The organism is Vicingus serpentipes (assembly GCF_007993035.1).
Classification (GTDB): domain Bacteria; phylum Bacteroidota; class Bacteroidia; order Flavobacteriales_E; family Vicingaceae; genus Vicingus; species Vicingus serpentipes.
In genome coordinates, this window is record NZ_VOOS01000001.1 from 629,376 (window position 1) to 656,110 (window position 26,735).

General features: G+C 32.0%; 19 protein-coding genes. 6 read left to right on the forward strand and 13 right to left on the reverse strand.

Features of this window, described 5'->3' with window-relative positions; translation table 11 throughout:
• Position 1 precedes the first annotated feature (1 nt).
• From FRY74_RS02815 to FRY74_RS02825, 3 genes are all read left to right on the forward strand, one after another.
• Positions 2-562, forward strand: coding sequence for a Crp/Fnr family transcriptional regulator (locus FRY74_RS02815; protein ID WP_147098399.1), 561 nt, complete (start codon positions 2-4; stop codon positions 560-562).
• 85 nt (positions 563-647) lie between these two features.
• Positions 648-1,232: a carbohydrate binding domain-containing protein gene (locus tag FRY74_RS02820; RefSeq protein WP_147098401.1), complete on the forward strand. Its 585-nt coding sequence runs from the start codon at positions 648-650 to the stop codon at positions 1,230-1,232.
• Positions 1,233-1,289: 57 nt separating this feature from the next.
• Positions 1,290-1,760: a hypothetical protein gene (locus FRY74_RS02825; protein WP_147098844.1), complete on the forward strand. Its 471-nt coding sequence runs from the start codon at positions 1,290-1,292 to the stop codon at positions 1,758-1,760.
• Here FRY74_RS02825 and FRY74_RS02830 read toward each other — a convergent pair.
• The 7 genes from FRY74_RS02830 to FRY74_RS02860 form a co-directional block, all read right to left on the reverse strand.
• The gene (locus FRY74_RS02830) at positions 1,757-2,386 is read right to left on the reverse strand and encodes a 2OG-Fe(II) oxygenase (RefSeq protein WP_147098403.1); all 630 of its coding nucleotides are present in this window, start codon (positions 2,384-2,386) and stop codon (positions 1,757-1,759) included. The genes FRY74_RS02825 and FRY74_RS02830 overlap by 4 nt on opposite strands.
• Positions 2,387-2,424: 38 nt before the next feature.
• On the reverse strand, positions 2,425-5,052 hold the full coding sequence (locus FRY74_RS02835; protein ID WP_147098405.1) for a glycosyl hydrolase family 18 protein: 2,628 nt from the start codon (positions 5,050-5,052) through the stop codon (positions 2,425-2,427).
• Between the two features lie 3 nt (positions 5,053-5,055).
• Positions 5,056-7,728, reverse strand: a complete 2,673-nt coding sequence (locus FRY74_RS02840) for an N-acetylmuramoyl-L-alanine amidase (protein WP_147098407.1) — start codon at positions 7,726-7,728, stop codon at positions 5,056-5,058.
• 78 nt (positions 7,729-7,806) lie between these two features.
• On the reverse strand, positions 7,807-8,376 hold the full coding sequence (locus FRY74_RS02845) for a hypothetical protein (protein ID WP_147098409.1): 570 nt from the start codon (positions 8,374-8,376) through the stop codon (positions 7,807-7,809).
• 13 nt (positions 8,377-8,389) lie between these two features.
• Positions 8,390-8,821, reverse strand: a complete 432-nt coding sequence (locus FRY74_RS02850) for a PaaI family thioesterase (RefSeq protein ID WP_147098412.1) — start codon at positions 8,819-8,821, stop codon at positions 8,390-8,392.
• Complete coding sequence (locus FRY74_RS02855) at positions 8,818-9,627, reverse strand: alpha/beta fold hydrolase (RefSeq protein WP_147098413.1); 810 nt, start codon at positions 9,625-9,627, stop codon at positions 8,818-8,820. Before FRY74_RS02855 ends, FRY74_RS02850 begins: the two co-directional genes overlap by 4 nt.
• The gene (locus FRY74_RS02860) at positions 9,617-11,008 is read right to left on the reverse strand and encodes an aldehyde dehydrogenase family protein (RefSeq protein ID WP_147098416.1); all 1,392 of its coding nucleotides are present in this window, start codon (positions 11,006-11,008) and stop codon (positions 9,617-9,619) included. The genes FRY74_RS02855 and FRY74_RS02860 overlap by 11 nt, the downstream gene beginning before the upstream one ends.
• A 185-nt stretch (positions 11,009-11,193) precedes the next feature.
• On the opposite strand from FRY74_RS02860, the gene FRY74_RS02865 reads away from it, so the two are divergent.
• Both FRY74_RS02865 and FRY74_RS02870 read left to right on the forward strand, forming a co-directional pair.
• Entirely contained in the window at positions 11,194-17,400 is a 6,207-nt protein-coding gene (locus FRY74_RS02865) for a T9SS type B sorting domain-containing protein (RefSeq protein WP_147098418.1), read from the forward strand.
• A gap of 25 nt (positions 17,401-17,425) precedes the next feature.
• Positions 17,426-18,340 carry a PorP/SprF family type IX secretion system membrane protein gene (locus FRY74_RS02870; protein ID WP_147098420.1) on the forward strand — a complete coding sequence of 305 codons (915 nt, stop codon included), beginning with the start codon at positions 17,426-17,428 and terminating at the stop codon, positions 18,338-18,340.
• Positions 18,341-18,383: 43 nt separating this feature from the next.
• Here the strand turns inward: FRY74_RS02870 and FRY74_RS02875 are convergent, their stop codons facing one another.
• Positions 18,384-20,477 carry an alpha-ketoacid dehydrogenase subunit alpha/beta gene (locus FRY74_RS02875; protein WP_223265803.1) on the reverse strand — a complete coding sequence of 698 codons (2,094 nt, stop codon included), beginning with the start codon at positions 20,475-20,477 and terminating at the stop codon, positions 18,384-18,386.
• 174 nt (positions 20,478-20,651) lie between these two features.
• On the opposite strand from FRY74_RS02875, the gene FRY74_RS02880 reads away from it, so the two are divergent.
• Positions 20,652-21,809: a M28 family peptidase gene (locus tag FRY74_RS02880; protein WP_170227926.1), complete on the forward strand. Its 1,158-nt coding sequence runs from the start codon at positions 20,652-20,654 to the stop codon at positions 21,807-21,809.
• A gap of 3 nt (positions 21,810-21,812) precedes the next feature.
• On the opposite strand, the gene FRY74_RS02885 is transcribed toward FRY74_RS02880, so the two are convergent.
• The 5 genes from FRY74_RS02885 to FRY74_RS02905 all read right to left on the reverse strand — a co-directional run bounded on the left by FRY74_RS02885 (position 21,813) and on the right by FRY74_RS02905 (position 26,697).
• On the reverse strand, positions 21,813-22,970 hold the full coding sequence (locus tag FRY74_RS02885; protein WP_147098424.1) for a 3-hydroxyacyl-CoA dehydrogenase NAD-binding domain-containing protein: 1,158 nt from the start codon (positions 22,968-22,970) through the stop codon (positions 21,813-21,815).
• A 4-nt stretch (positions 22,971-22,974) separates the two neighbouring features.
• Positions 22,975-23,427, reverse strand: coding sequence for a DUF1569 domain-containing protein (locus tag FRY74_RS02890; RefSeq protein WP_223265817.1), 453 nt, complete (start codon positions 23,425-23,427; stop codon positions 22,975-22,977).
• Positions 23,428-23,429: 2 nt separating this feature from the next.
• A complete protein-coding gene (locus FRY74_RS02895) occupies positions 23,430-24,206 on the reverse strand; it encodes an enoyl-CoA hydratase-related protein (RefSeq protein WP_147098428.1) in 777 nt (258 codons plus the stop codon).
• A 1-nt stretch (position 24,207) separates the two neighbouring features.
• Positions 24,208-25,689 (reverse strand): acetyl-CoA carboxylase biotin carboxylase subunit, encoded by a 1,482-nt coding sequence (gene accC / locus FRY74_RS02900; RefSeq protein WP_147098430.1) that lies wholly within the window; start codon positions 25,687-25,689, stop codon positions 24,208-24,210.
• 69 nt (positions 25,690-25,758) lie between these two features.
• Positions 25,759-26,697, reverse strand: a complete 939-nt coding sequence (locus tag FRY74_RS02905; protein WP_147098431.1) for a DUF6268 family outer membrane beta-barrel protein — start codon at positions 26,695-26,697, stop codon at positions 25,759-25,761.
• Between the last annotated feature and the right edge of the window lie 38 nt (positions 26,698-26,735).

Consider the following 26,735-nt stretch of genomic DNA (forward strand, 5'->3'; position numbering starts at 1 on the left):
AATGGGACTTATTTCTAAAATATCACAATTAACCGACCTTTCTCCTAAAGCTATTGAGTGGTTAGAAAAAAATATTGATCAATTTTCATGTAAAAAGAATGAAATTTTACTACATGAAAGGAAAATATGCAATCATTTATACTATCTACAATCGGGGATGTTAACAAGTCATTACTTAATGGATGCTAAAGAAATTTGTAACTGGATAGCTATCGAGGATGATATTGCTACTTCTTACTACAGTTTTATCTCTCGTAATCCTTCATATGAAGTTGTAGAGTGTATCGAGGCAGCTATTATTCAATCCATCAGCTATTCCAAAATTCAGGAAATGTATACTCTTTTCCCTGAAACAGAACGTGTAGGCAGATTAATATTAGAAGAATATTATTCACGATTGGATGAACGTCTAATTTCCATACAATTTAAATCTGCTAAAGAAAGATATCGATTGCTTTTTGAAACCCGCCCTGAAATTATTAAAAGAGCGCCATTAGGTCTTATAGCTTCTTATTTGGGTATGACTCAGGAAACTTTAAGCAGAGTTCGGGGAGAAATTTAATTTTTTGATTTATATCAATTTTTTTCTGTTTACCTCCTTCTACTTTTGTTCATGATAATTATTTATGAATTAAAAAATATGAACAATGAAATCTATTCTTAAAAATTTAATTTATCCTTATGGAATTACGTTAAGTCTTCTTTTTGGCATTTCATTTAATGCTTGCACTCAAAAAATGAGCGAATCTGTTAATAATGACAAAGCAGCGTTAAATGGTAGTTTTGAAGTAGTAAAAAACAACCTTCCTGTTAACTGGTTGGTTTATACTCCAGAAACTGTTAAAAAGGGAAATTTTGACCTTGTTATTGATAGTGATGCTATAGATGGTAAACAATCATTAAAATTCATCATTCGAAGTTGCTCTGAAAAAGGTGGGTGGTTATCTCCAGGAATATCTCAAGAAATTAAAGTGGAGCCAAACAAAACCTATCATATTAAATGCTGGATAAAAAATAATAATTCTAAATTCAGAATAAAAGTAGATGCTATAGATGCTTTTACCAAAGATGTTGGACCAACAATTGAATCTTCTGAGACAACTAATAAATGGACATTGCATGAATTAACCTACACTATTCCTGAAAAGATGGATAAATTAAGATTAGAAATAAATGCTTTACAACCTGGTACTCTTTGGATTGATCATATTACCATTGAAAAAGATCAGTAGGAAGCAACATTTCATTTTAAATGAATAATTTTCAGAAAATTGATTTTTATAGAAAATATGAAAGCTGCCACCGTTTCAGAAATCAAAAAAGAATTAAAACACCGTTCACCTGACGAGTTGCTAGAAATTTGTTTACGCCTCTCAAAATTTAAAAAAGAAAACAAAGAACTACTCACTTACCTTTTATATGAAGTTGATAACGAGGAAGCTTACATTCAAAGTGTGAAAAATGAAATTGATCAACAGTTTTCAGAAATCAATAAAAGCAGTTTCTATTTTATAAAAAAAAGCGTTCGAAAAATTTTACGAAACATTAAAAAGCATTGTCGATATTCTGGTAAAAAAGAAACTGAAGTTGAGCTACTGATATACTTTTGTAATGTGCTTAAAAATATGAGTCCTTCAATAAAAAGAGATCAAACTCTTTATAATATTTACCTTCGCCAAATTGAAATTATCAAAAAAATTATATCAACTCTTCACGAAGATTTACAATATGACTACAATTTAGAATTGGAAAACTTCTAACCCAAAAAAGTCAATTCTGTAGGTATATCTAACAACCAACCTGTAATACTTCTTCGTTCTGAATTACATTCTTTAACTTCATGTAAAGTTTCACTTAAAAATACAGCTAAACGATTTTCTTTAGGCGCAAGTGTTTCAATCGGTTGTTTTTCTTCATTATATAAAACCAATTCGCCACCATCGCCATCATGCCAGTTTTCATTTAAATAAAATACAAATGAAACGATACGATGCGGATTGGTTTTAAATCGATCTCGATGCATTTTATATCCTTTACCTTTAGGATAGTATGCATAATGAGTTTCATAATCCTTAATTCCTAAAAAACAAGTGCGATTTAAATTCTGTACCAACTCATTAACATATTCATACAATTTATATACTGGAGCAGATTGATCTTTGGTATCTATCCAACGAATAAAATCTCCTCTAACCGTATTATCTATTGTAAAATGAATTTGTTTTCCTATCCCTGCTTTTAAGAATTCATCTTCTTGTTGGAGTTCTTCAAATCTTTCTTTAATTAACTGTAATTCAGATTCTGGTAGTAAATTATCTACAACAGCATATCCTTTTTCAATAATACCAGCCGAAATAGTTTCAGCCACAAAAGGATGATTGTACATAAGTCGTATTTTAAGTGCGACAAATGTAACTCAAAATGCTATTGCTTTATCAACTTAATGGTTTTTAATTCATTATTTGATTTCACTTTCAAAAAGTAAATTCCAGGAACTAAATCAGAGACATTTATTGTTTGCTTTTTAGCAACTATTTTTTGAGTGATTAACGTTTTCCCACCAATGTTTGAAATGCGAATATCTCTATTTTGATTATCATTAAAGCTAACTGTAATGTTATGATTCGTTGGATTTGGATAAACTTCAAAATCAATATTATTAAGTTCTTCTAATGAAGTAGTTAAGTCTACATTCACAAATTCTGTTGCTAAAACTGACACATTGTAAGCATTATCTATTACAATAGAATTAATTCTGCCTGCTGGTGTTCCTGAATAACGAATATCATCACTTGGATTTGAACCAACATTAATTAATTCAGTTGCCGTTCTGTTTTTGTAAACTCGTAAATTTTCAACATCATAAATACAATTTCCACTTCTCAATGAAATATGATTTCCTATGGTTAATGGACTTACATCTATCCATGATGAAACAAAATCATCATCCATCCAAACTTCAGTTTCTCCTGTTATTTTATCGTAAACAATTTTTATATCATACCATTGATTTGCATTGTAAGTTATAGAAACATCTTTTTCTAAACTAAAAGTATCATTTACTACTTTGTAAAATTGCAATTTAGCATCATCTTGTCTAAACCAAATAAAGTAAGAATTTCCTCTATTCGGTTGGCTAGCATCGTCACACATATAATGAAACCCAGCTCTTTTATTAGCACCCGAACCACTAATTTGCATTTGATAGTTATACAAGTATTTATTGTATCCATTTTGATTACATGAAGCATAAATATTTGTATTAGAATTTGATTCATCTGTTTGTGAAATGTAAACTCCTGAATTATTCCAAACTCCTGAAGAATCTATCCAATTAGAATGTATTGTACCGTTATTGAATTCATCATTGAAAAATCCATTTTGATCGTTGCTAAACCATTCCGTTCCATTGTGATCAGCTACTTGATAAAATTGGTGCTTCACCCCACTTCCTCCTAAATTATCGGCATCCGTAAATGTGCTACTAAAATTACTTACTGCAGGATTTGGTGCTAATGAAATTTGAGTGGTTGGCTTTATTGTATCGATTATACAGGTATAATTTGCTGTAAATCCAGATTTTGTTGTTAAATTATCTGATGTAAACTTAAAAGTAATTGCGCCTGTTGTTGAGTTAAAATCAGGAGGCAAAGTAGTCCCTGTAAAAGGACTTCCTGATATTTGTGGAGCTAAATCAGTGTTTCCATCATAAATATATAGGTAATCAAAATCCGTTTCAACATCAAAACTTGTAAATGATAATGCTATTGATGTTGCACCTTTAGGTTGAATTGTCCATGTATAATTTTCATTATCGTAATAATTTTTTGTTGGCCCACCAAAATCGTGAATTTCACCACTACAAGGATTTGAAAAACAATCTGTCATGTTATTTTCAATTGCGTCCCACAATTCCGTATAACCATCATCATAACCTAATGCCCAAATCCCCATACCTCCTATTCCTGAGGTATTGATATGCTCTAATCGTTTTATTATGCTGTTTTCCAATGAAATGAAACATTGTTTTTGAGTTCCATTATTAAATACATATATGTCAGAATAACTATCAGTATCATAAGCATAATTAGTTAGAGAATAATTTCCTGAGATATTATCTTTTACATCGTTATATATTTTTGCATTTCCGCTAGCTGTAGTTGAAGAAGGAACCGTTACAGAGGATGTGCTCCATTCCCTTCCATAATAAGGTAATCCCAAAATCAATTTATCTTTAGGACATCCTTTATTTAAATAATAAGTAATTGATTTAGAAAGACTAAAATTATAAGAAACATCGAAGTGATAAAGAGGATCATTTGGCCCTGTACTTGAAGATCCAGACCAATAATAATCATATCCCATAATTATAAATTGATCTACAACTGAAGCCATACTCGAAAAATCAAATACATTATTCCAATCTACTGCATATAAGACGGTGCTTACTTCCGAATTTGGAATAGCAGCATGCATTTGATTTGCTAAGCTTATCATAAAATTGGTAAAATCGTTTTTGTTAGCTGAAGGCAATCCTTCAATATCAATATTAACTCCATGAGCCCCTCTGGATTGAATTAAGTTAATAAGGTTTGTGATTAATGTTTGCTGTGCTGTTGGACTGCTAAAAAAAGTAGCGTGGTTTGAAAATAAAGTAACTGTTAAAGTAACTTTTGTGTTACCTGAAGCTAAGGCTGCATCAACTGCCGCACTAGTTGCCCATCCATGGGTTGAGTTTGCGTTGCCAGTTGCAGCATCAACTTCATAACTGAAAAATGAAAAATGACTTAATAAATTCCAATTGTAATTTAAATAAGCACTTCCAACCCAGTATGGATGCCAACCATAAACAGTTTTATTTAAGGCACATCCTGCTTTATTTGAAGAATTTGGATAATTAACTGCTATTGTATTCTTCTCATAAAAACTTGCCTCTGCATTACCTAAACTATTGTAATAATCTAACTGCTGATGATGAACTGAAGTATACTGAGCATTTAAATTTAACACTACAAAACTTACCAAAATGACAAATAAAATATTTTTAATCATGTTTTAGTTTTTAATCAATGAGATTGTTTCATTGTTTAATTGAATAAGATAACTTCCTGAACTTAATTGGTAAGGTGCTAAATCAATCCTAATTTTTCCTCCAAAAGATTGAAATAATTTATCAAAAATTAATTTTCCTGTTAAATCAGTAAGTTTTATTTCTGTAGCCCCATTTTCATAAGTCTCTATTATCAATTCATTTAAAAACGGATTAGGGTAAACTAAAAAGTTATATGCTACAATATCATTTATAGCTGTTGTTAAGTCAACATTTACTAGTTCTTCCGAAATGAATGAAACATTTTTAGCGTTATCAATTACTATTGACTTTATTTTTCCTGCAGGAGCGCCTTCAAATCTTATATCATCATTTACTCCATTTCCAACAGTCACTAATTCAGAAACACTTCTATTATGGTAAACCTTAAAATTATTTACTGCATAAATAGCATCTCCACTTCTAAAAGAAACATAATTACCATTTGTTAAATGTGGTGAATCATCTTGCCATGAAGCTTTAAAAACATCGTTAACATACACATCTATATCACCAGTTTGTTTATTAAAAGTTACTTTAAAATCATAAAAAGTTGCTGCATTAAAATCATAAGAAACATCTTGTTTTAACTGAAATGTATCGTTAACCACTTTATAAATTTGAATTTTATCATTATCTAATCTAAACCAAGCGAAATATGAGTTACCTCTATTTGCTAACGAAGCACTATCACAATAAAAATGAAACCCTGCTCTTCGATTAGCTCCAGTTCCATCCATGCTTCCTTCCCAATGATATAGGTACTTGTCGTGATTGTTTTGATTTACTGCTGCAAAAATATTTGTGTTTGCATTCGTATCTTCTGATTGAACTAAATATGATCCTGTAATATTCCAAATTCCAGATACTGAAGTCCAATCTGGATGTATTGAAGTATCGAAATTATCACTAAAAAACCCATTACTTTCATTGGCTCTCCATTCAATGCCATCATAATCTATTACTTGATAAAATTGATGTAAAACACCACTGCCGCCAATATTATCTGCATCAGTAAAATTAACCGTAAAATCAGTTAATGCTGGATTAGGTGATAATGAAATTAAAGTCGTAGGTCTTATTGTATCGGGTACAGTTGAAGACCAGGAAATTTCAAAACCAGGGTTTGTTGTTGCACAGTCTGATCTAAACTCTAACAAAACATTACCGCTATTAACAGTAATGGTTGGAGGAATAGTTGTTCCTGTATAGAAACCTACTCTATCATCAAAAGGAGTTGTACCATCATAGATATACAAATAATCCCAAGTAGATTCTACATCAAAAGATGTTATATTTAAAGTAATAGAAGTAGCTCCTGTTGGTTGAATTAAATAAAGCATACGCTCATCATCAGAATAATTTCCAGCTCCACCATCATCTGTAATTGTTCCTGTCAAGTTATTATTAGTAATTATTGTTGTTGTAGGTTCATTTATTAATTTATAATAATAATCCCAATCCCAATTTGCCCCAGGATCAGTATGAGTTTGGTTAGGATAATGTTGATGTCCTTTAATTTTAACACAAGAACCAGGAATAGTTGAAACATTATAATTAGTAGTAGGTGCCCAAGGAAAATAAGCTGTACGCAAAGGACTAATTCCATAACCACTTTGGGTAATATCTCTTACAACATCTGCTGATGATTGATACATAGCAGCAGTATACCATGTTGAATCAGAAACAAAACCTTCATGTTCCATACCAATTGTATATGGATTTTCTGAACCAACATGCCATGCTTTATCACTTTCTAATACAACCTGAGTTACTTGGCCATCAGACGACCTTAAAACATAATGGTAAGAAACATTAGATGAACAATTGTTTGCCCAAGATATAGCTCCAGCATAAGTGCCTTGTATTGTATGAACTGTAACTGCAGAAACAGCAACTCCTCTGGAACTAAAATTACAACTTGTTAAGTTTTCTAATGCAGGAGGATAATCAGTAGATTTTTTAGAAAGATTAGATTGCTGATAGACTTTATTTTCCTCACCTTCGACATGAAGATTATTAATAAAAACCTTTTTAGATTTTAAAATATTAAGGTTTTCTGCCCCAAATACTTTTTCTAAATCAAAATTAGGATTCGGAAAGTTATAGGCCTCCTGCATTTTAACATCATTCATAAATGATAAAACGGAATATAAATGTGAATTTAAGGCGAAATCTTGCTTTACATTTTCATTTGGTAACTCACTTAGTTGAGTTAAAATTTGAGCAATATTTTTCTCTTGATTTTTAAACGGACTCATCAGACTTAATTGATGATTATAAGCTGCGGCAAAAGCTAAAATATTTTTTTCTGGACTAGCTATAATATCGTCAACACTAATTCCTGAAACCTGAGAAACATAATTTAAATTATTATGGAAATAGTTTTGTCCATTTAAGGTTAGTCCCATAACTCCATATGTTTTAGGAATTCCTAAACAACTTTCTTCTACATTTTGTAAATGTTGTAACCTTGTCATGGTAAAAGATACAGCTTCTAAAACACCCCTAGGAACTAAAGGATAAACTGTGTATGCATTATCAAACTCTGCTTGATAGTTGTTTGTAGGTAAGCCCTGCTCTTGAGCTTGACAAAAGAGGCTAGAAATAAGAAAAATTGCGACTAAAAAATATTTCATATAAGAGTGATGTTTAACTTAATAAAAGTAAACACATTTTGGTTAACGAAAAAAAATATTATTTTGATTTACAAAAGGTTATAAACCAATTGCAATACCTGCTCTTATTATTGGATTAGGATAAAAAGAATCTTCAGTCTCATTAATGTCCCACAAAACTAATATCGATAAATAAGAACGACCACCAAAGTCTTGTTTTAAACCTCCGCCTAAAAGAACTGCGGTTGTAGTTATTCTTGATTCTCTATTAAAAGAATAGTAATTCATTAATGCAGTTTCGGCATGCGCTAAAACAGGTAAATTATTAAACATATATTGAGTAAAAACATTACCACCATACATGTTTGTTTTATATTCATAAATATTATTAGAATAGTAAATATAAGTTCCCCCCATTCCAACCAAAACATTATCGGTTAAATAATACCCAACTGTTGGTGCAATTTCAAAATAAGTAATATCTCCAAAAGTTGCTCCTAAACCTCCTCCCAAAGTAACTCTTTCCCAGTCAAATTTTCCATTTGATGATTTTGAATCATTTTTTGAAGAACCTCTATCATCACCATATACATAAGCGTCATCACTAACCTGGGAAAACACAGTTACTGATAGTGTTAAGGCGAAAACTAATGTTAAAATCCGAATCATGATATCAAAAATACTAATTTTTAAAAGATGAAATATCAGTTAAATTAATTTTACTTTTTACAAACCAACCTGTTCCTGTGGCTATTAAGTTACCTTCTAAATCGTACAATTTTGCTCGAGCTTCCAATTTGTTTCCGAGGTTTTTTAGCAATTCTCCTTTCGCAATTAATTCACCTTGATTTATTGGTCGTAAAAATTTAGTCTCAAAGGAGGCTGTTAAAACAAATACATCTTTAACCACTGAGTTTGCAGCAAAAAAAGCTGCATCATCTAACATTTTAAAATAAACTGAACCATGAACAGCATTTGCAGCATGAAAAAAATCTTCTTTTACCTCAACTTCTATCTCACACTTTCCTTCTGTAACTATTATTTGTGGTAAATAAAATTTATTAATTGGTGCCGAAAGATACATATGTGCTAACTTCTGATAATGCTCACTCATAAAGCTTTGTTTTTTAATAAAAATTTAGTGATTGCGTTGATTACATCTTCCTTTTTTTCAAAATGAGGAGAATGCTTTGTGTCCTCTAAAAAGAGTGCTTCATTATTAGCATTACTTCCATTATTAACTATAGAAGTTATTTGACTTGGTAAACCATACTCATCTTGCAATCCTTGAATTGCCAAAATTGGAGCTTCTATTTTAGGTAACAAATGTTCCATATTGAATTTAATAAATTCAGGTGTTTGCCACAACTCTGCCCATGCCATAAAAGTAGAATCGGTATGATCAAAATGATATCTTTTCAAAGCATTTTTTAACGTTGGCCCAGACAAATAAAAGTCATAAGCTTCCTTTATTCCTTTTATACTTTGTTCGTCTACAAAAACATGGGCTGCCATACTTACAACTGCCTTTATGTTTTTTGGAAAACATGCGGCATAAATTAACGCTACTGAAGCGCCATCACTATGCCCAATTAATATTACTTCTTTATTTTCTAAGCCTAACTTTTTCATTAAAAGTGGTAAAAAGTAGTCTCCTTCTCGATATAAATAATCAGGTTTTCTTTTTTCGAGAAACGGTGTGGAATATCCATATCCGTAACGTTCATAAACTAACCCATTTAAATTTAATTTTTCACACAATTCTCTCGGAAAAGATTTCCATTGAGCAATACTACCCAATCCTTCGTGCAAAAAAATTAGAAGTGGTTTCTCTTCATTGTGGATATTTATAAATTCATAAGCTAACTCAATTTTATCATTAACCTGAACTTTTTGTATTTTTTCTAATTTATAATTCATCACTTTTAAACACTATCAATTTTTCTTTTGTCATTTCATTAATGGTATGTTGAATACCTCCAACACCTATTCCTGATTGATCTCTCCCTCCAAAGGGCATCCAATCTACTCTAAAAGCTGTATGGTCATTAATCATAACCGCTGAGGCGTTTATTTTTTTAGCTTTAGAAAGTATAAAATTAACATCATTTGAAAAAATAGAAGCTTGAAATGCAAAAGGAGAGTTGTTAATTTCTTCAACTACGCTATCTATATTATCATAAGTATACAAACAAACTACAGGTCCAAATATTTCTTGATTAGAGACTTTAGATTTTTTACTTGGATTTAATAAAATGGTTGGTTCAAAACAAGTTTCAGAAATTTTATTCCCTCCACATAAAAGTTGAGCTCCTTCAGATATTGCTTCTTTTACCCACTCTTCTATTCTATCAACTTCTTTTGGTAAAATTAAGGGCCCAACTTCTGTTTGTTCTTTTAGCGGATTTCCAACAATTAAACCTTTTGCTTTCTTTACTAATTGTTCTGACAATTCTTTGATAATTGTATGATGCACAAATACTTTTTGAACTGAAACACATACTTGACCAGCATGATAAAAACTACCTTTAATCAGGGGTTGAATCAACTTTTCAATTTGTACATTTTCATCTATAATTACTGGAGCTACTCCTCCATGTTCCATTGCACAACGAGTGCCGTTTGCTATTTTAGATCTTAAATGCCAGCCCACTTTTGAAGAACCAATAAAAGTTAAATAATTAACCCTACTATCTGTTGCTAATATTTCAGCATTTTCATCAGAACAAATTAATACTTGACACCAATCTTCAGGCAATCCAGCCTCTTTTAATAATGACACAAAAGCGATGCAAGATAAAGGTGTGGTTAAAGCAGGTTTAACAATTACTGGACAGCCTGCAGCAACTGCTGTAGCTACCTGATGAACAATTAAATTAATTGGGTGATTAAAAGCACTAATTGCTACAACAATTCCTATTGGTTCTTTTGTTGTAAAAGCTAATCTATTTGAAGAAGATGCTGTTAAACCCATTGGAACTTCTTCTCCATGAATACCGCCTATTGCTTGAATAGCTAATTTAACACCATTAATAGCTCTTAAAACCTCAACTTTAGAATCATTATATGGTTTTCCCCCTTCAAGAATGGCTGTATTAATTAAGCTATCAAAATTTGCTTCAATAAGTTTAACAGTTTTTTCTAAAATTTCAATTCGTTGATAAGCAGGTAAACCTTCTCTTTTTACAGAATATAAATTATATGCTTTTCTTAAAGCTAATTCAACGTCATTTTCATTAGCTAATTTTAACTCTTTAATTAGAACCAAATCGAAGGGTGAATATACTTTTAAAACTTCCATAAATTATTCATTTTTATAATTCACATTTTTTAAATAAATAAAAAAAAACTTTTTTATTTCATTTTTATAATTGTAGTTTCGCGAAATATTTAAAACAAAAATACTTCTATCTAACTGATTTTTATCATTCCCCCCGTTTTCAAATCTTTATATTTTTACAATTACAACTTAATATAATTATAATTATGTTTAAAAACATTTATATCAAATCGTTTATTCTTGCATTTAGCTTTCTTACTTTTAGCCAAACTGCTAAAGCTCAATTAGATTCATGTGATGCTTCTGTACCATATCACTATGTTGATTTAACTGGGCAACCTGAAGGAAGTTGGCTATCACCCCCTCACAAAAGAGATGGAAGTTGTTGTGGTGCTGCACCAAACTGTACATCTTTTGAAGTACTTTTAGATTCAAATGCAGCTGCTTTAAGTTTTCAATTTTATTCTGGTGCCGTACCCACTGGTTCCTTATCTTATCAGATAGATTGCGGACCTAGCGTTGCTGTTGGCGAACCTATTTGTATTGCTGGTGTAGGACCTCATCGTATTACTTTTTGTAAACCTGGTAGCAATACCAATGAATATTTAATAACTTCAATTGCAAAACCAACTTTCCCACAAGATGATTCAATTAGATCTGGTTGTAGTAAAAAGATAGAGGTCCTTGGATTTGAAGAACCAACGATTACATGGCAATCAGTAGCACCAGGAGCTCCCGGTGATTATGATAATTTATTAAGTTGTACTAGTAATTGCTCTGAAACAGTTTTTACTCCTACTCCAACTACTCCTGCATTTATTGATTATGTTGTTTGTGGATTTCCTCAGGCAGATGAATGTGGTTACACCCTAACATTATGTGATACTTTTAGAATTTATACTGTCGATTCATTGAAAGGAAGTGTTTCACCGAATCCAGCAACCTTTTGTCAAGTTGGCCCCGGAAGTGGCGTAAATATTAATGCTTCTGGGATTGGTGGTGATGGAACATATAATTATACCTGGTATAATAACTTAGGAGATTCTGTTGGTTTTGGACCAAGCTTTTACGCTACCAGTCAACAAACTTATTCTATTGAGATAAATGATGGTTTATCTGGACCTTCTTGTGCAGCTAACTTTATGAGTGTATCAGTTGTAGAAACTTCAGAGCCAATAGTCGAAGCAGGAGACAATCAGTTATTGTGTGCAGATGTAACAGAGGTTAGTCTGACAGGTTCAGTTAGTTTTGCTACTGGTGCATATTGGAGTGGTGGAAATGGCGCATACTCTCCTGATTCAACAACTTTAATTACTAATTATTTTCCTACTCCTAGTGAAATTAATTCTGGCTTGCTGGAGTTATACTTAACTTCTACTGGAGCTGGTGGTTCATGTTCTAACAAAACAGATACAGTTTTAATTACATTCCCTGCTCAATTAACTGTTGAATTATCAGATACATTATTAAAATGTAATGATGATCAAGTTCTTTTAAATCCAACCGTTACCGGTGGGGTAACTCCTTATACTTACTTTTGGAGTAATGGAACCTCTTCTTCAACTACAACTGTAGGAGAAGGTAATTATTGCTTATCCATTTCGGATGATTTAGGTTGTTTTACTGACACGTGTATAAATGTAAGTGTGCCAAGTGAATTAACTATAGCTGTTTCGAGTACTGCAGCCACAACAAACGGAGGCAATGATGGAACAGCTACAGCATTGTTATCTGGAGGAACTTCTCCATATCAATATAACTGGACTCCATCAGGTAGTACTTCTACAATCACAAATTTATCATATGGAATTTATACTGTCACTGCTACAGACACAAATGGATGTTCTGTAGATGGAAGTGTAGTTGTAAGCGAACCTAGATGTTTAGGTTTTTCTATATCAACATCATCAGACACTCTCCAATGTTATGGAGATGCTTCTTCAACTGCATATGTTACTCCAATTGGAGGAACAACCCCCTACACTTATCAATGGGATGATCCGCTAAGTCAAACAGATTCACTAATAACTGGTCTTAGTTCGGGGTTATACACTATAGTTGTAACAGATGCAAGTAGCTGTTTAGCAGTAACAACAGCTAATATTATTCAGCCAAATCAACTTGTAAATACGATAACATCCTCTAACGCTACAACTGTTGGTGGCGCTAACGGCTCTGCTTCTGCACATCCTTTTGGAGGGACACCTCCTTATTCTTTTGCATGGAGTAACTTAGAAACTACTCAAACAATATCTAATTTACTAGCAGGAACTTACTACTTAACTATTACAGATGATAACGGATGTTCTATTATTGATAGTGTTAAGATTAATGAGCCTCCTTGTAATAATTACCTTCTTTATGTTTCTGGAACTGAGTTAAGCTGTAATGGGGTTCTAGATGGTCAAGCTCAAGTTACAGTTGTTGGAGGTACTGAGCCTTATAATATATTATGGAGTACTGGAGAATCAACAAATACAATTTCTGGATTATCTGCAACTACGTACTCTGTTGAAGTAACAGATTCTAATAATTGTTATTCATTTAAAAATATAACTATTACCCAACCTAATATTCTTCAGGCAACTGCTAATCTAGTAAACGATATTAGTTGCTTTGGTATAGTTGATGGAACAGTTGACCTTATTGTTGCTGGAGGAACATATCCTTATACTTATAGCTGGTCAAATGGTCAATCAAGTGAAGACATTACAAACTTAGCTCAGGGATCTTACAATGTAGCTGTTACTGATTTAAATGGATGTACTGCTACTGATAGTATTTCAATTTCTGAGCCAACTAAAATCAATACATCATTTACTAAAATCGATGTAAATTGTAATAGTGATTCAACTGGAAGTATTAACCTATCGGTAAACGGTGGAGTTATTCCATATAGCTATTTATGGTCAAATGGTGATACGATACAAGATATTACAAATTTAACAGCTGGTTTATATAATTTCACTGTTTTTGATGCTAACAACTGTCAATCTCCATTAGGATCTAGTATATTAATATCAGAACCTGACTCTGTTACTCTTGATAGCTTTTTCGTAAACTGTCCTATTCCTGGTGGCACAACAACTATGGTTGATTTTTTCCCGAATGGTGGTACATCTGCATACCAAATATCTACAGATAGTGGCACCACATATTTGCCTTTTTTAAATTATAGCGCTCCTTTATCTATTGATAACATTCATCAAATTATGGTGAAAGATACTAATGGTTGTTTATCTTCTGGTTTAAACCCTATTACCATTAATCCATTAGTAACTATTGATAGCGTTGCTTTTGAAAAATGCTATACAGATGCTCAAACACTTAGTGCTGTTGAAGCTTTTATTTCTGGTGGTGATGCTGGCGTTTATCAAGTTTCTTTTGATAATGGGCTTAATTTTGAAACACCAGGAAACTATACCGGCAACTTACCTATTAATAACTCTTACTCTTTTGTAGCTCAAGATCAATTAGGATGTCTTTCTGTTCCTTTTAACATTTCAATTCCTGATAGAATACTAGCCAATGCCATTATTACTTCTGACTATAATGGTAATGATGTAGCTTGTAATGGAGATACTAACGGAATCGCTTTAGCTCAAGCAAATGGTGGACAAAGTCCATACTCTTACTTGTGGTCAAATGGGCAAACAGATTCCATTGCTATTAACTTAGGAGCTACTAATTATCAAGTTTATATTACTGACATTAACAACTGTGTTGATACTGCTGATATCACGCTTAGCCAACCGACAATTGTAATTCTTGATAGCTTTTTCGTAAACTGTCCTATTCCTGGTGGCACAACAACTATGGTTGATTTTTACCCAAATGGTGGTACATCTGCATACCAAATATCTACAGATAGTGGTACCACATATTTACCTTTTTTAAATTATAGTGCTTCTTTATCTATTGATAACATTCATCAAATTATGGTGAAAGATACTAATGGTTGTTTATCTTCTGGTTTAAACCCTATTACCATTAATCCATTAGTAACTATTGATAGCGTTGCTTTTGAAAAATGCTATACAGATGCTCAAACACTTAGTGCTGTTGAAGCTTTTGTTTCTGGTGGTGATGCTGGCGTTTATCAAGTTTCTTTTGATAATGGGCTTAATTTTGAAACACCAGGAAACTATACCGGCAACTTACCTATTAATAACTCTTACTCTTTTGTAGCTCAAGATCAATTAGGATGTCTTTCAGTTCCTTTTAACATTTCAATTCCTGATAGAATACTAGCCAATGCCATTATTACTTCTGACTATAATGGTAATGATGTAGCTTGTAATGGAGATACTAACGGAATCGCTTTAGCTCAAGCAAATGGTGGACAAAGTCCATACTCTTACTTGTGGTCAAATGGGCAAACAGATTCCATTGCTATTAACTTAGGAGCTACTAATTATCAAGTTTATATTACTGACATTAACAACTGTGTTGATACTGCTGATATCACGCTTAGCCAACCGACAATTGTAATTCTTGATAGCTTTTTCGTAAACTGTCCTATTCCTGGTGGCACAACAACTATGGTTGATTTTTACCCAAATGGTGGTACATCTGCATACCAAATATCTACAGATAGTGGTACCACATATTTACCTTTTTTAAATTATAGTGCTTCTTTATCTATTGATAACATTCATCAAATTATGGTGAAAGATACTAATGGTTGTTTATCTTCTGGTTTAAACCCTATTACCATTAATCCATTAGTAACTATTGATAGCGTTGCTTTTGAAAAATGCTATACAGATGCTCAAACACTTAGTGCTGTTGAAGCTTTTGTTTCTGGTGGTGATGCTGGCGTTTATCAAGTTTCTTTTGATAATGGGCTTAATTTTGAAACACCAGGAAACTATACCGGCAACTTACCTATTAATAACTCTTACTCTTTTGTAGCTCAAGATCAATTAGGATGTCTTTCAGTTCCTTTTAACATTTCAATTCCTGATAGAATACTAGCCAATGCCAATATTACTTCTGACTATAATGGTAATGATGTAGCTTGTAATGGAGATACTAACGGAATCGCTTTAGCTCAAGCAAATGGTGGACAAAGTCCATACTCTTACTTGTGGTCAAATGGGCAATCAGATTCCATTGCTATTAACTTAGGAGCTACTAATTATCAAGTTTATATTACTGACATTAACAACTGTGTTGATACTGCTGATATCACGCTTAGCCAACCTGATTCTATTTCTGAAACAATATCTGTATCATCTAATTATAATGGTTATGATATCAGTTGTTTTGGTGCTTCTGATGGTAGTATAGATTTAAATGTATTAGGAGGTACATCTCCATATGCCTTTTTATGGAATAACTTAGCAGTAACTGAAGATCCTTCAAACCTTTCTTCTGGCTATTATAAAGTTATAATAACTGATATCAATGGATGTAGCGATTCTACAGAAATCACTTTAAACCAACCTGATTCAATTATATTAACATCAATAATTGATCATGTTAAATGTAATGCATATACAGATGGTTCAATTGACTTAACAGTAACTGGAGGTGTTTCTCCTTACCAATACAACTGGAGTAATTCTGAAATAACAGAAGATATAACTAATATCGGTCAAGGAAATTATAACATTACCGTTACTGATTTAAATGATTGTATAGCTTCAACTTCATATTCAGTTGATGAAGAATCCCCTTTAATTCTTTCGCATACACAAGAAAATATAACCTGTTACAACTTTGCAAATGGTAGCATTGATTTATCAGTGAATGGAGGAGTTCTTCCATATATTTATACTTGGAATAATTTATCTCAAGATGAAGATCTTCAAGACTTAACTCCTGGAACTTATTCAGTATTAGTCACTGATTCTAATAATTGTTTTAAAAATGACACCATATACATAACTCAACCAGATTCATTATGGGCAGATATTAGCAGTGATTTATATCCCAACGGACATAATATAAGCTTATATCAAATGGCAGATGGATCTATAAACCTTGATGTTTATGGAGGCACATTACCATATCAATTTGAGTGGTCTAATGGTTCATCAAATGAAGATTTGAATAATTTAATTGCAGGGATGTATTCTGTAATTCTAACGGATAATAATGGCTGTAAATACAATACAGAAATCGTTTTAACTCAACCTTTCGAATTAGAAATGCCTACAGTAATTACTCCAAACGGAGATGGCAATAATGATTATTTTGTAGTTCATGGAATTGAATCTTTTCCTTCAAATTCAATTATTATTTTTAATAGATGGGGAGATGAAGTATACAATATGACTAACTATGATAATAAATGGCAAGGGCAATCTAATAAAGGAAATGATTTACCTGCAGGTAATTATTTCATCATATTAAAAATAGACAATCAAGATATTACCTTAACAGGTTATGTTGAAATTTTAAGGTAATTACTTAATTTAAAAAAATCATACAATGAAAAAACTATTTATAATAATCACTATTATTTTTTGCTCAAAAGAAGCTTTTTCTCAGCAAGATTTAATGGTTTCTCAATACATGTTTAACCATACATTTTTAAATCCAGGAGCAATTGCCAATAAAGGGTATTATAATGCAAGCTTAATGTATCGTAAACAATGGGTTCAATTTGAAGGTGCTCCAGAATCTCAATTTTTATCTATAGACGGGCCTGTTATTTCTGACAAAATGGGATTGGGTTTATTAATCCAAAGAGACCAAATAGGTGTGAATACTCAGACTGATATTATGGGGGGATATTCATATATAATTGATATGAAAAAAATCAAATTGTCTATGGGACTTAGAGCTGGATTTAGTGTTTTTCAAGCTAATTACACATCTCATAAAGCATGGGATACAGAGGATAATTTATTAGCACAAGACGTTGTTAGTTATTTACCAAATTTTGGTTTTGGAGCCTATGCTTCGCACGAAAAATACTTTGCAGGTATATCTATTCCTCACTTTTTAAATTTTGACCCAAACTCATCAATTTCTGTAGATATTAAAAATTCTAATCAAGCTGTTCGCCATTATTATTTAATGGGAGGGTACAACTTTACTCTAAATGAAAATTTCGTGTTACAACCTAACACTTTAATAAAACATTCAGAAAAAGCACCTACTCAATTAGATTTAAATATGCTTGTTGAATTTAAAAAGAAGTACTCTTTAGGAATAGGATATAGAACTGGTGATAGTTTTATAATACTCTCTAAAATTGAGCTTATGGATAAATTTCAATTCGGATATTCATTCGATGTTACAATGACTGATATAAGAGATTACTCAAAAGGCTCACATGAAATTATGTTGAACTATGCTTTTGGAAAAAAAGAAAAAACTTCTGCAGCAAGTTTTAATTAATCCTGTAAACAGTTTTAGTAAAAATTCATAAATATCAGCTAGGTCAATATTTTAATAAACTCTTCAAAGCTTCCCCTACTTTATCTGCATTTGGTAAAAGAGTTGCTTCTAATGTAGAATTAAGTGGGATTGCAGGTGTATCAACAGAACCAATAATTTCTACAGGTGCATCTAAATATTCAAAACAGTTTTTTTGAATTCTAGCAACAAGACCAAGAGAGAAAGAACATTCTACAGATTCCTCAGTAACAATTAAAATTTTATTATGCTTTTTAGCTGCATCATACATTGCTTCTTCATCTAAAGGATTCAGTGTCCGCAAATCAATAATTTCAACTTGTCCTTTAAAGTTTTTCTCAGCTGCCAAACTCCAATAAACTCCCATTCCGTAGGTAATTATTGCCACAGAATTATCTTGCTTTGGTGCTTCTAGAACTGTTCTAGCCTTACCAAATGGAATTATATAATCCTCATCTGGCTCAACAGTCATAGCTCCTTCTGTTCCTTTTATTTTACTCCAATATAATCCTTTATGCTCTAACATAACAACTGGATTTGGATCATAATAAGCTGCTTTCATTAATCCTTTTAAATCAGCACCTGTACTTGGGTAAGCAACTTTAACCCCTCTAATGTTTGTAACAATAGATTCAACACTTGAAGAATGGTATGGTCCACCAGAGCCATAAGCTCCAATTGGAACTCGTAAAATCATGCTTACTGGCCATTTTCCATTTGATAAATAATACGACCTTCCCACTTCAGTAAACAACTGATTTAAACCAGGCCAAATGTAATCTGCAAATTGAACCTCAACAATTGGTTTTAAACCCACAGCCGACATTCCAACTGTACTACCTACAATAAATGCTTCTTGAATTGGTGTATTAAAAACCCTATCATCACCAAATTGCTGGGCAAGCGTAGCCGCTTCTCTAAACACCCCTCCAATTCTTGCACCTACATCTTGTCCATACAATAAACTTTCAGGATGTTTTGCCATTATTTCTCTAATAGCAAATAAAGCCGAGTCAACCATTACTGTTTTATTTTTTCCAGCCGGTGTTCTTTCTCCCTTTTCCTGAGTGACAGGTGTTGGAGCGAACATATGTGTGGTCAAATCTTCTGATCTTGGATCTTCTTCTGCTAAAGCCAATTCATAATCTTTAGCTACTTGTTCTTTTGCCTTATTTTCTATGGCTATTAATTCAAAGTCTTTAACTTTAAATTGATCTTTTAATGCCTGTTTTAATTTTGGAAAAGGATCTTTACTCCACGCCTCAGCTAGTTCTTCTTTATCATGACGGTAAAATTCCATTCTAACACCAGATGTATGGTGATTTAACAAAGGAACTTTTGCGTGTATAATAAATGGTCTTCTTTCTTTTCTAACAATTGCTATAACTTCATTAAAGGTATCATAAGATTCTTGAAAATTCGTCCCATCTATAGTTCGAACCCCCATCCCTTTAAATCCTTTAGCATAATGAGTAATATCTTGTGCTCTAGTTTCTTCAGCGCTAGCTGAGATATCCCATTCATTATCTTGAACTAAATATATGATTGGCATTTTTTTCAAAACTGCCATTTGAAAAGCTTCAGAAACTTCACCTTCAGTACAAGAAGCATCTCCTAAACTACAAACTACTACAGGGTTTTCTCCATTGTAATCTTCAGCTAACCCTAACTTCTCTTTATGCTGAATTCCCATTGCTACACCTGTTGCTGGTATAGCTTGCATACCTGTTGCAGAACTTTGGTGAGGAATTTTTGGTTTATCGTCATCTTTTAAACTTGGATGAGAATAATAGGTTCTCCCTCCAGAAAATGGATCGTTACGCTTGGCTAAAACTTGTAACATTAATTGAAATGGAGTCATTCCAATACTCAACAAAATACTATCATCTCTATAGTAAGGAAATACAAAATCTTGCGGTTTTAATTGTAAGCCACAAGCAATTTGTATGGCTTCATGACCTCTTGATGTTGCATGAACATATTTAGAACAAACTGATTTATTAGCTTCATACAACTCAGTTAATGACTTCGCTGTACTCATTAATCTATATCCTTCTAAAGCAATATCTTTTGTTACCATAGTATCTCTTCCCACTTTTTTTTCAATAATTTCAGCCATATCTTATTTTTGAAAGGGTAACAAAGGTACTAAAAAAGCTTTTTGATATAGATAAGGTTTTAAAATCTTAACTATTAATGTTAAATATAAAAAACTTTAACAAAAGTAATTCTTTAGCAACCCTAAATATGCAAAGAAATATGGTTAACTTTAATGTACTCATTGATTACCATTATGAAGAGTTACTTAATCATTCTAACTGTTTTTTGTATTTCGATTATTAAAACAAACGCTCAAAGTTACAACACCTTTTATGGCGGAATTGTAACTAATTGTTCTTACGATTCTATTGAGCAGCACTTAATTGATTTTGAAAATTTAGGGATTAAAGAACCTGGTACTGCTGCATTAAACAACACCCTAGATTGGTTAATCAGTCACTACCAAAGTTATGGTTATACAGATATTATTATTGACACTTTTACCTACAATGGAAACGAAGTTTATAATCTTATTATAACCAAGACTGGAACACATTATCCCAACACATATTTTGTTTTAGATGGTCATTATGACACCAAAACCGGTACAGGAACCAACGACAACGGAAGTGGCACCTCAATAATTTTAGAAACTGCTCGATTAATGAAAAATGTAGACACTAAATTTTCTGTAAAATTCATTCATTTTAGCATGGAGGAGGTTGGTCTTGTTGGAAGCACTCATTACGTTAATAATATTGCCTTCCCTAACGGAATGGACATTAAACTATTATTTAACATTGATGAAGTTGGAGGTGTTAATGGTATGGTAAATAATACCATTGTTTGCGAACGAGACCAAGCAAATCCGACTGCTGCAAACGATGCTTCTTGGGCATATACTGATACTCTTGCTACTTGTGTTGAATTATATTCTAATTTGTTTACTACTATTTCTTATGCTTACGCATCAGATTACATGCCTTTTCAGGCTAAAGATTATGTAATAACAGGCTTATTTGAAGATCATTATTCTCCTTATGCGCATACCTTAGGAGATAGTTTAGGAAACATGGATATTCCTTATGTTTTTGAAATTGCTAAAGGCACAATAGGAGCATCTTTATACTTTGCAGAGGCTTACGAAACTACGGGAATTGAAGAGCTTAATGAAAATAATTTTAGTATCTATCCTAATCCCGCAAAAGATATCCTAACTATAAAAGCTGAGAATAATCAATTTCCTACCACTGTTAAATTAATTAATGCTATTGGAGAAATCGTAATTTCTGAAACAATTACTTCTAACATCAAATTAATTGATGTAAAAAATTTACCAGCAGGTATTTATTATCTTGCAATTGAAGATAAAATAAACACTCAATACAAAAAAATAATTATTTCGAATTAAAGCTTAATAAAAAGTCTTCCCGTCTCTTACCATTCTTCTTAACAATGGGCTTGGTCTATATCTATCTTCTCCGTATTCTTTAAACATATTTTCTAATTGACTTAACACCTTATCTAAACCAATTTCATCAGCCCATGCTAATAAACCTTTCGGATAATTTACACCTTTGGTCATTGCCAAATCAATATCTTCTTTGGTTGCAATATTTAAGAATAAAGCATCTATTGCTTCATTAATCAACATCATTAATATTCTATCAAATATTTGATTTCCTAAAACTGTATCTTTTTTTGGTGCCGGTTGTTCAACTCCTTCTGCGTAATTATAGTATCCTCTACCAGATTTTCGCCCAAACCAGCCTGCCTCAGAATGACGTTTTTGTGTAAATGAAGGCTTATACCTGGGGTCGTAGTAGAATGCTGCAAAAACAGTTTCCGTAACCGTATAATTAACATCATTACCAATGTAATCCATTAAAGTAAATGGGCCCATTTTAAAACCACCTAATTCAGTCATTGCCCAATCGATTGTTGCAAAGTCTGCCAATCCTTCTTCGTAAATTCGTAACGCTTCTCCATAAAATGGTCGAGCAACTCTATTTACAATAAAACCAGGAGTATCTTTCGTCAATACAGTTACTTTTTTCCATCCGTCAATTAATTCACGAGCAGTATTTTTAGTTTCTTCTGAAGTTTGTACTGCAGGAATAATTTCTACCAAAGGCATCAATGGCGCTGGGTTGAAAAAATGAATTCCAATTACTCGTTCAGGCATTGAACAAGCTGAAGCTATGGCTGCTATAGACAAAGAAGATGTATTACTTGCCAAGATACAATTAGCACTTACTATTCCTTCTAGACTTGTAAATACTTTTTGTTTAACTTCTATATTTTCAATAATTGCTTCTATTACAATATCACAATGGCTAAAATCAGTAATTTTTTGAGAAAATGTAATTCTATTTATCACTTCATCAGCAGAAGATATACGTCCTTTTTCTTCAAGACGGCTTAATACTTTCGTTAAACTTGTTTTTGCATTTTCTAACGCATCAGCATTTAGATCTACTAATAAAACTTGATGCGTTTCAACTGCTGCTATTTGAGCAATTCCAGCTCCCATCGAACCTGCGCCTAATACTCCTACTATTTGTTTTTTCATATTTTTATACTCCAAACTGATTTAAATGATGATTTAAATGTTTTGAAAACATATTATTCCATTCTAATTGTGTTAATTCTCCAAAAGAATTTGAATCTTTTCCTTCAAAAGAAGCTCCACCTAATTTTTGAGTTTTCTCAATATAACTTATTAATCTATTTTTCTCAATTTCAAAATCTTTTTCGGTTGTTATTAAAAACTGAGGAGCAGTTCTACTATTATTTTTGTATGGTTTTTCAGAAACCACTAATGGTTTTATCAATAATTTTAAAATAAACTTTTTAAATCCTGTTGCTCTAGGATGTTTATCTTCATAAACCATTTCATAAGTCACATTACAATGTGCTAACATTTGTCCAACAGACATTGAACCCCATTTTGGTTGTGAATCTTTTGATAGATTATTAATTCTTTCAATAAAATCTTTACTATCTTTTATATCAAATACATTTTTAATCATTACTCTCCTTTAAAAATTGGTGCTCTTTTTTCTAAAAATGCATTTACACCTTCATTATAATCATAGCTTTTACCTGCTATATTTTGCAGTTCGTTTTCTAAAGCTAATTGCTGAGTTAACGTGTTATTGTATGATTCATTTAACAAACGTTTTGTTAACCCTATTCCTTTGGTTGGCATTTGAGCCAATTTTCGAGCTAATTTCATTCCTTCTTCTTGCAAAGCTTCATCCTCAACTACTTTATAAATCATCCCCATTTTTTCAGCTTCTTCAGCCATTACTTTATCACCTAAAAACATTAAAGCTGCCGATTTTTGCATTCCAATTAATCGAGGTAAGTAAAAAGTTCCTCCACTATCGGGTATTAATCCTATTTTACTAAAAGCTTGAATAAAAGCAACCGATTTACCAGCAACAGTTATATCGCAAGCTAAAGCAATATTAGCACCAGCTCCAGCAGCAACTCCATTTACACCACAAACAATTGGTTTCTCAATGTTTCTTAAACGCTCTATTATTGGGTTGTAATGCTCTTCAACTATTTTAGTTAATTCAGTCTGACTAGGGTCTATAGCCTCCGCTAAATCTTGCCCAGCACAAAAAGCTTTTCCAACACCAGTAATATAAATCGCTCTTACCTCTTTGTTCAACTCACAATCATCTAAGGCTTTTTGTAAATCAAATGCCATTTGACGAACAAAGCTGTTAAATTTATCTGGTCGATTAAGTGTAATAACTCCTACTCCACTTTCTATTTTAAAATCTATATTACTCATCTTACATTCTATTTTTTTTCCAATTAGAAGTTACTTTATTAGAAGAATTTGTAATTGTTTGTTTAGAGTTATTATCTGTAAAAAGTTTAGCGGCAAACAATGCTGCAACTTCTTCTACTTCCTTGTTATGGATATTTAAAACTTCTGGAGTAAAATATTTATTTACAAAATGTGTATCAAAATTTCCACTTACAAAAGCTTCATGTTGAATAGCAAACTTACAAAATGGCAAAGTAGTTTCTACACCACTTATTTTGTAATCTTCAATTGCTCTTAACATTCTATCAATTGCTTCTTGTCTATCCTTACCATGAGTAATTAATTTCGAAATCATTGGATCATAATAAATTGGAATATCCATTCCTTCTTCAAAACCATCATCAACTCTAACTCCCATTCCCTCAGGTTTTTTATACGTGTTTAAACGACCAATATCTGGTAAAAAATTATTGGTTGGATCTTCTGCATAAACCCTAACTTCTAATGAATGTCCATTAATTTTTAAATCTTCTTGAGTAAAGGATAGTTTCTCTCCTCGAGCAACCTTTATTTGTTCTTTCACTAAATCAACTCCTGAAATTAACTCAGAAACTGGATGCTCTACCTGAAGACGAGTATTCATTTCCAAAAAATAAAAATCTTTATTATTTTCTAATAAAAACTCAACGGTTCCTGCCCCATAATAATTACAAGAACGAGCAACATCAACAGCACATTTACCCATTGCTTCTCTAATCTCTGGAGTTAACACAGAAGAAGGAGCTTCTTCAATTACTTTTTGATGACGACGTTGAATTGAACATTCGCGTTCAAATAAATAAACCACATTACCGTGAGTGTCTGCTAAAACTTGTATTTCAATATGACGAGGAGAACCAACATATTTCTCAATAAATACAGCTCCATTTCCAAAAGAAGAAACTGCTTCACTCACTGCTCTATCCATTTGCTCCTCAAATTCATCAGCGCTTTCAACCACTCTCATCCCTTTACCACCACCACCAGCAGCAGCTTTAATTAAAATCGGAAAACCTATTCCCTCTGCTATTGTTTTTGCAGCAGCAATATCTTCTATTGCCTTATCGGTACCGGGTACCATTGGAATATTATAACTTTTTACAGTATCTTTTGCTTTTAATTTATCTCCCATCAACTCCATTGCTTCTGGAGATGGCCCAATAAATGTAATACCTGCTTCTGTAATTTTACGAGTTGCATTAGCATTTTCTGATAAAAATCCATATCCAGGATGAATTCCATCTACATTTAAATCTTTACAGATTTGTATTATTTTATCAACTTGTAAGTACGACTCACTTGAAGGTGGAGGTCCAACACATACTGCCTCATCAGCATATTTAACAAAAGGAGCTTTTCTGTCTGCCTCAGAAAAAATGGCAACTGTTTTTATTCCCATTTCTTTAGCAGAGCGCATAACTCTTAATGCAATTTCACCTCTATTGGCAACTAATATCTTATTCATAAATTAATTTCTTAAAAGTGGTTAAAGTTAATAAATGGAACCTGAAAATAAAAAGGGAATTGCTTTGAATTATTGTGGATTTACAAATTGTCCAAATAAAGATTTTCCAAATTGATAATTTAAAGAAAAAGCAACATAATATGATGTCCCTAAACTTTGTGAATAATCCTTTTGAATAACAGTGTATTGTTGAGCAACAGACAAACCTCCTTCTAGTTTTAGTTTAAATTGCTTAGCAATTTTTGAATTCAATGCTAAATAGGGTTTTATTTGCCTATAATTTATAGTGGCATCATTTCCTCTCAAAACAGAACCTTGTCGGTAAATAGTATTTACGCCATCAAAATTAGCCCCTAAATCAACATTTAGTTTAGGATTTACTTTGTAGTTTAATTTTGCTTCTAGCGGAAAAACAATTCTGGCTTTTAAATTCTTAGCCACTTTTTTCTGAAATCCTAAAATAGGAACTGGGTAAAATTTACCTTGATTAACCAGTAAACCTAACCCATAAAAATAAATAAAATCAAAGCTCTTTACTTTAACTCTTGCTCCATAACCTCTAAAATTTGGAACCAAATTTCCATTGTAAGTTTTGTCACTTTCATTAACATAAAGATTAGCTGAATAAATCCATATTCCTTGTCGAATTCCAGCGTTTAAACCAGTAATTCCAATCGAAGCTCTATAAATATTATTTGATGATTTACCTGAAAAACTAGATTGATTAAATCCTATTCGAGAAGTTAAAAAAAGCTGAGATGAACTCAAATTCATCTTTTTAAAATCTAGCTTTTTTAGGTCTAAATTAATTTTGGTTTTTAATGGAAGAACATATTGAAGCTGATGTTTATTAAAATTAAAATCAACAGAATCATTTACCTTAGATGCTCCATGAAATTCTGAACTATAAGTTAATCCTGAACTAAATAAAAAATCGAGTTGTAATGATTGTGAAAAAGTTACTTTTCCAAAACACACTAAAATTGCTATAATTAATATTTTACTCATTATGTTTAACGGTAAATTTACAATTTAACACATCATCT